The following is a 7,158-nucleotide window of genomic DNA, read 5'->3' as shown; positions in this document are numbered from 1 at the left end:
CCCCTTCAGCGTCACCGTATTGCCAAACAGGCGCACCGTGCCATTCGCTTTAATGGTGATGCCGCCACCACCCTGATGCAGGGTGAGATCTCCGCTGCCATCGCCACGGATGTCGATGGCATCGGTCGCTTGCAGGTGCAGGTTGCCGCCGACCTTGCTGGCCAGGCCTTTCCTGGCCGTAATGGTTGCGCTTCCCTGCACCCTAAGCTGGCTGTTAACAGCGCTGTACAATTCCAGGTTTTGGCCGGATTCCAGGGCGGCATTGTCGGTGGCGGTTAGATGGGTATTAGTCTGGGACTGGTGGTGAATCACACCGGAATCGGTGTGGGTCACAGAGCGGTTCAGGACTTGCGTTGTGCTGTCGCTGCCGATTCGGATCTGGCTGTTTCTCCCGACGTCAATATTCTGATGTTGGCCTGCGCGCATCACTAATGCCCCTTGCTCACAGGCGAGAGTCATCAGCGGGCTTTCGCTGTTGGCGTTCAGGTCCAGGAGACATTGGCCATCCGGGGTGTTCAGGGTAATCGCTTGCGCCTCTTTGCTGTCATTGAGATTCAACAAATGACCGGCCGGGGTAAGGATACGATTTTCCGGCGCGTTTCGGTTACTCACCGGGCCCGGTTGGGATGCTGCGGGTGCATAGCCCAGTATCAACGGCTTGTCCGGGTCGTTGTTCAGGCAGGTCAACAGCACTTCAGCACCGTTTCTCAGCGGCCAGTCCCAGCCTGTGGCTTGCCCGTCTTTGCCGGGCAAGCTGCCGTGGGGCTGTAGCTGGCGCAGGGGTGGGCTGGATTCGGTAAGGGGCTGGTCGCCATCGTCAAAATCAATGCGGGCTTTGCGGTTGGCCACGCCATCCACATGACTATAGGGGCCGCCAGCTTCGACCCGTGCCGGGAAAACCAGAGGGAGCGAGATTTGAGCAGGCAACGCCGGGCGAAAGGGCTGCGCTAACGGTAGTAGTTCAGCCTCCCAGGTAAATCCATTGGGACTGTTACCCTGGTAGTTTCTGGGGGAGGAGAACGTCAGCGCAGCACGGGTGACCAGGCAAGGGCCATGCCCTGCAACGGGAAGCCACTGGCCAACTTGCAAGTCCCCAACGGCACCGGATGCCAGAATGGTATGGGACCGGCATTGCTGCCTTTCCTGCTCCAGACGAGCTTGCGTCAGACTGGCATTGGCATCACCGCTACCAGACTGGAAAAAAGTTTGCTGGGTTGCCACCTTGCCTGCCGATGACTGACTTTCCTGTGTCAGGGCGGCGGCTTCCGATGGGCACACTTGCTGATGAACCCGGCTGCGGTCGGGCTTCCAGCGGTAATATCGACGTGACTGGCGCAATGCAACCATGGCATGGCCAGCCACACTGCGACTCCCGCCGGTTTCTGCGGTAACCGCCAGATCACCCCGGTCTGCACGGCTGGCGCCGTGCTGGTCGTCGGCCAGGACGATGACCTCGCCCTGCTCTGCCAGGGTGGAATAGAACCAGATGCCATCCCGGGCCAGGAGGCGCTGCAGGAACTGCAGGTCGGTTTCTCCTACCTGCGCCGTCCAGTCCATGGCCGGATAATGTTCATGGGTGCGGTTGTCTACCGTAAGGCCATATTCCTGCAGTAGCTCTTCTGCCAGTTCGATGACGGTGCGGCGATGAACGATGCGATAGCGGGATTGCTGTCGCAGCGCCGCAAGTCCGGAGGCGACGGTGAGCACCCACTCCTCCTGACCATCAGGCAGGATCCGCCCCTGATCAATACGAGTCACCTTGCCGGCATAATCCCGGCTCAGGCCATCCGCACTGGTGCAGCTCCACTGCGCAGGTTTATCCAGAAAACTGCCCGCTTCCACGCCCACGGCAACCGCACAGTAAAACCGGTATTCGCTGATCTGGCTGAGGGAAGAATTCGCAGTCAGGGCGTAGGGCTCCAATGGCAGCCCATCGACGGTGAGGGTAATTTCACCCCCGCCGAGGCCTTCATTATCGTTGCCAAACAATGACGCACCGGCCTGCTCCAGACGCTCACCGATTTCTTCTTTGACGTCATCCAGAGCGTCGTCCAGTTTGCCTTCGATATTATCCAGCCAACCCATCGCAGCCTTCCCTGATTGCTTGGTTATGCGTATTACGTCGATCCTGGGGTAGTGGGTTACGCCTGCGGCTAACCCACCCTGCTTTTGTTCCGGGTGAAGGTTTTAGTTACTACCTACCATCTGGCCATCCACCTTGATGGAGCCACCGGAGATTTCCACATTGGGGCCGTCAATAATCAGATCCCCTCCGGGAGTGATTTCGATGGTGCCGCCGCCCTGACTGAGCCGAATGGGCGCACTGCCTGAACCCCGAATCGTGATGGCACCCTGTACATCAATGCCCAGCTTGCCGTTATCCACCACCACTGTTGCGTCACCGGACACCACATCCATGGAGAAGTTGGCTTCGGCTTTCGCAATCAGGTCCTTGCCGGCATGCAGGGTCATGTCACCCTTGTCCGTTGCCATGCGAAGATTGTCGCCGGCCTTGAACAGCAGGTCCGAGCCGGCTTGTAGCTCCACCTCGCCTTCCTGGGTCATCAACTTGAGATGGCGGGCCACGGTCACTGTCTGATCTTCGCCAATCTGGGTATCCTGCGAGCCGCCCACTTCGGTGGTCATGTTGCCACCGGCACGCAGTGCCATATCCCCTTCCACGCTTTCCAGGGTTGCCTGATGGGCGTCTTGCCGGGCATCCAGGCTCAAACGGTTTTTTCGTTCATGGGTGAACAGTTCGATGCGTTCTTCGCCAGCCCGGTCTTCCATCAGCAATTCGTTACCACCGCGGGTGCGCAGGATATGCTGACTGGGGTTGGACGCGGTGACCGGCCCCGGCGTGGCCGGGTTACTGAGAGCCCCAAGGATAATGGGACGGTCGATATCGCCGTTGACGCAACTGAGCAACACTTCGGTACCACCATGCAGGGGTAGGTGCATGCCACTGTCCGGGCCACCGTAGGGTTGCATCAGGCGTACCGGCGGGCTGGCTTCCCCCTGCGGTGAATCGCTGAGATCAAAGGGAAGACGGATACGGTAACGGCCCTGATCATCCAGGTAGGCATAATCGCTGCCATCCCCCTCCACCACGGCAGAAAAGCTGCCGTGAACCGGTGCCCGCTGCCAGGACGCTGCGCTGCGCCAGGGGATGGATACCGGCACCAGGGTCAATTCACTTTGCAGGCCGGGACGGTCACTGTTCTGACCGAAGGCGTGGCCCACACGCTGATCGCCCTGAATGGTCACCGCCGCCACCAGCCATTCGCCGTCGTGGCTGGGGTGGCCCGCGAGGATCAGCTTCATGCCGGGTACGAACTGGCCAGTGTCAGCCCGCGCGATCACCGTCTGCCGCTGTACGTCTTCTACTTCGCAGCGAACGCGGGCCATGGCATTGCCCTGCTCCGCGTCCACGGCGTTAACGCCCCAATGACACTGGTCGCCCCGACCGCCCAGTCCTTCGGCATAGCCCTGGGGCGGGTTATCCGGAGTATCCGGGTTATGGTCATAAACATTGAAAGTACCGCTGCGCCAGCGAATCGTTCGGGTAACCTGAAACACGCGCTCACTGCCGGCTGCCTGGCCACTTTCTGCATGAAACTCCAGCATGGCGCTGCCAAGGTTTTCCTGCAGGGCCGCGCTGTCATCTTGAAAGTAGAATTGTGGGCCGCTGTCGCCATGGACCACGGCGTAAAAGGCGCCGTCACGGGCCAGCAGCCGTTCCAGAAAATCCAGGTCGCTTTCTTCATACTGGACGGTCATGGCCCGCGCAGGTTGGGGCTGGCTGAACTCGATGGTGATGTCATCGGCGTTGAAGCTCGCTTCTTCCAGCACCTGTTCAATAATTTCCTGCACGGTCTTGTTGAGAAAGACCCGGTTGTGACGATTCAGCGCCAGCGTAAACAGCGGCGACACCAGATGCAGGCGCAAGCGGGCGCCTTCCGGGCTGGGGCCAAGCTCCTCCACCGCCTCCACCATGAAGGCAAAGTACTGTTGTTGACCGCCGCTTCCTTCCACTCGCAGGGTGGCCGCTTCCCCGGGCAGGGAGCCTAGCGACGGCTCGATACGCGCCAACACCTCCACCTGCATACGCCCCAGGGAAGACAGCGCCAGATCCTGCGAGGCAAAACACTCCACGGCCAGGGCCTCGTCGCCCATGCCCGCCACATCAATAAAGAAACGACACTTGGGGGCGTCCATCAATTGCTGCATGGCACCGCCGGCGACCTGCTCCAGCTGCTGCATAACAGAGGCTTTCAGGCTGTCCAGAGAAACGTCCCCGTTAGCCAACCCGGACAACATATTGCCATTGAGCAAACCCCCACCATCTACAGAAGGCAGGCCCGAGCCGGACAGTGCCGACTTCCCCGATGAGGGAATCCCTGCGTCACCAATCAGGTCTTTGGCGCGGTCCAGATACTTGTCGATACCCATGGAACTGTCCTTGTTGTGTTGTGGTTATCGTCAGGCGCTCAGGGATTCCGGCACCGGCTGGTCAGCGAAGACGGCCGTGATCTGCCCCTGCTCATCCAGTTCCAGGGTCAGAATATCGGGCATGTCGTCGTCGGCCATGTAGCCCAGCAGTTGCTGGGCCAGGCCCGGCATCAGTTGCTGCTCGATGACGGATTCCACCTGGCGGGCACCGCTCTCGGCCACCTGGCATTGTCGCGACAGTTGTTCCATGACTTTCTGGTCCACCCGGAAGGTAATGCCGTGGGCCTGCATCAACCGCTGGGCTACCGCATCCAGGCGCATGGCCACCACCGCATTGAGCATGTCCTGATCCAGAGGCCGGAAAGGGATCGCCTGCATACGAGCGAGCAAGGCTGCAGCGAAATGGCGGCGCAAATCCGGCTCGATGGCACTGATCAGCTGTGCATCGGTTGGTGCCTGCCAGGGGTTCTTCTCTTCATCGTCGTTATCGTTATTATCGGCATGATCGTCCTGTGCCTGCGCCGGTTCTTCTTCCGGTGGCAACGCCTGCTGTTGCAGGGTGTCGCTGCCCAGGTTAGAGGTCATCAGAATAACGGTGTTACGGAAATCAATTTCCCGCCCTTCCCCATCGCGCAATACACCGCGATCAAACACCTGATAGAACAGGTTCATCACATCCGGGTGGGCTTTTTCCACCTCATCCAGCAGGACCACCGAGTACGGGCGCTGGCGCACTGCTTCGGTGAGCACGCCGCCTTCGCCGAACCCCACATACCCCGGCGGGCTGCCCTTGAGCTGGGAGACGGTATGTGCTTCCTGGTATTCGCTCATGTTGATACTGACCAGGAATCGTTCACCACCGAACAGTTCATCGGCCAGGGCGCGAGCCGTTTCGGTTTTGCCCACACCGCTGGGGCCGGCAAGCAGGAAAACCCCCAGTGGGCCTTCGTTTTTTCGCAGGCCCGCCTTGGCGGCACGCAGGGTCCGTGCCAGCATGCTCAGCCCGCCATCCTGACCCACCACCCGCTGCGACAGACGCTGCTCCAGATCACGCAGCACCGACACTTCATCACGCTGCATGCGCCCGAGCGGTACCCCGGTCCAGTCCGCGATGACCGACGCTACCGTGGCTGCATTCACTTCCGGGTGGATCATGGGCTCACCGGCCTGCACCGCATGCAGCGTCTCGCGCTTTTCGCGACTGCCATCCAGAGCGGCCACGGAGGCCTGTTCCTGCTGCCAGCGCTGTTCGGTGGTTTCCATTTCGGCGGCCACCTGATCCTGCTCTGCCGTCAATTGTTGGCGCAGACGTTCATCGGCAGGCAGCCCGTGAGCCTGATCCTGCTGCAGGGCGGTCAGCCGTTGCTCCAGATAACGCAGACGCTCGGCGCCCTGTGACAGCCCCCGGGGCTGGCTGGCCTGGCTGAGTCGTACCCGGGCAGCGGCCGTATCGAGCACATCAATGGCCTTGTCCGGCAACTGGCGACCGGTGATATAGCGCTGGGACAAGGTGACCGCAGCAGACAGGGCTTCGTCTGTCAGATGCACGCCATGGTGATCGGCAAACTTGCTCTTCAGACCACTGAGCATCAGCAGCGCCCGCTCGCTATCCGGTTCGTCTACCGGAACCCGCTGAAAGCGGCGGTCCAGGGCCGCATCCCGTTCGAAGTAGCGCTTGTACTCCGCCCAGGTGGTGGCAGCGATGGTGCGCATGCCGCCCCGGGCCAGAGCCGGCTTGAGCAGGTTGGCGGCATCGTTCTGGCCGGCGTCGCCGCCGGCACCGATAAGGGTGTGGGCCTCATCAATAAAGAGGATCACCGGAGTGGGTGAATGCTGGATTTCGCTGATCACCTGTTTCAGGCGACGCTCGAATTCCCCTTTGACGCTGGCCCCGGCCTGCAACTGGCCCAGATCCAGCCCCAATAAGCGCACATCCTTTAGTGCCTCGGGTACTTCACCGTTGATGATTTGCTGGGCCAGACCTTCCACCACGGCGGTTTTACCCACCCCGGGCTCACCCACCAGGATCGGATTGTTCTTGCGACGGCGGCAGAGGATATCGATCGCCATACGGATTTCGTCACCCCGACCAACCACCGGATCAAGACGCCCTTCACGGGCCTCGGCAGTGAAATCCTGGCAGAACTGGCTTAACGCTTCTTCACCTGCCGGGCGAGATGCGGCGCCGGCACTGGTCGGTTCGGCGGCAACATCCGTGGCACTGCGCGGCTGCTCTACGGAAGCCGCCGTCCAGGTCGCAAAGTGTTCGCGCAATTGCGTCAGTGACATGGGCTCCAACAAGGCAAAAGCGTTGTCGCCCAAGCGCGGCAGCAGTTCCAGCAAGGCATCCAGCAGGCTGATGCTGCGAATGGTGTCGCCCTGGTAATACAGGCTGGAAGCCAGCCAAGCCTGTTCCAGCCATTGCACCAGACGGGCGGAAAACACCGGTTTTTCCGGGTTGGAAGTGCGCAGCCGTGACAGGGCCTGCATCTGCGATTCGAACACCTGATCGGCGCTGATGTCGCTGTGGGCCAATGCCAGTTGCAGATCATTGCGCAGATCACTTTCCAGTAATTTGATCAGCACATGCTCAATGCGCACTTCGTAATCGCTGCGCGCGGCAGCGAACACCGCCGCCTGTTCCAGTGCGCGGGCACAGGTATCATTGAGTTTTTCCACCAGCCGGCGGATGGTTTGACCTTGCAT

General features: G+C 60.7%; 3 protein-coding genes. All 3 read right to left on the bottom strand.

The features are described from left to right. Positions 1–2,085: contractile injection system protein, VgrG/Pvc8 family (locus HUJ17_RS12295; RefSeq protein WP_290510964.1), on the bottom strand; the 2,085-nt coding region annotated here is incomplete at its 3' end. 102 nt (positions 2,086–2,187) lie between these two features. Further along, positions 2,188–4,452 carry a type VI secretion system tip protein TssI/VgrG gene (gene tssI / locus HUJ17_RS12290; RefSeq protein ID WP_290510963.1) on the bottom strand — a complete coding sequence of 755 codons (2,265 nt, stop codon included), beginning with the start codon at positions 4,450–4,452 and terminating at the stop codon, positions 2,188–2,190. A gap of 30 nt (positions 4,453–4,482) precedes the next feature. Next, positions 4,483–7,158 (bottom strand): type VI secretion system ATPase TssH, encoded by a 2,676-nt coding sequence (gene tssH, locus HUJ17_RS12285; RefSeq protein ID WP_290510962.1) that lies wholly within the window; start codon positions 7,156–7,158, stop codon positions 4,483–4,485.

This window comes from Alcanivorax sp. (genome assembly GCF_014762765.1).
Lineage (GTDB): Bacteria > Pseudomonadota > Gammaproteobacteria > Pseudomonadales > Alcanivoracaceae > Alcanivorax.
The sequence above is the reverse complement of the archived record's forward strand: the minus strand, read 5'-3'. Positions and strand labels throughout refer to the sequence as shown.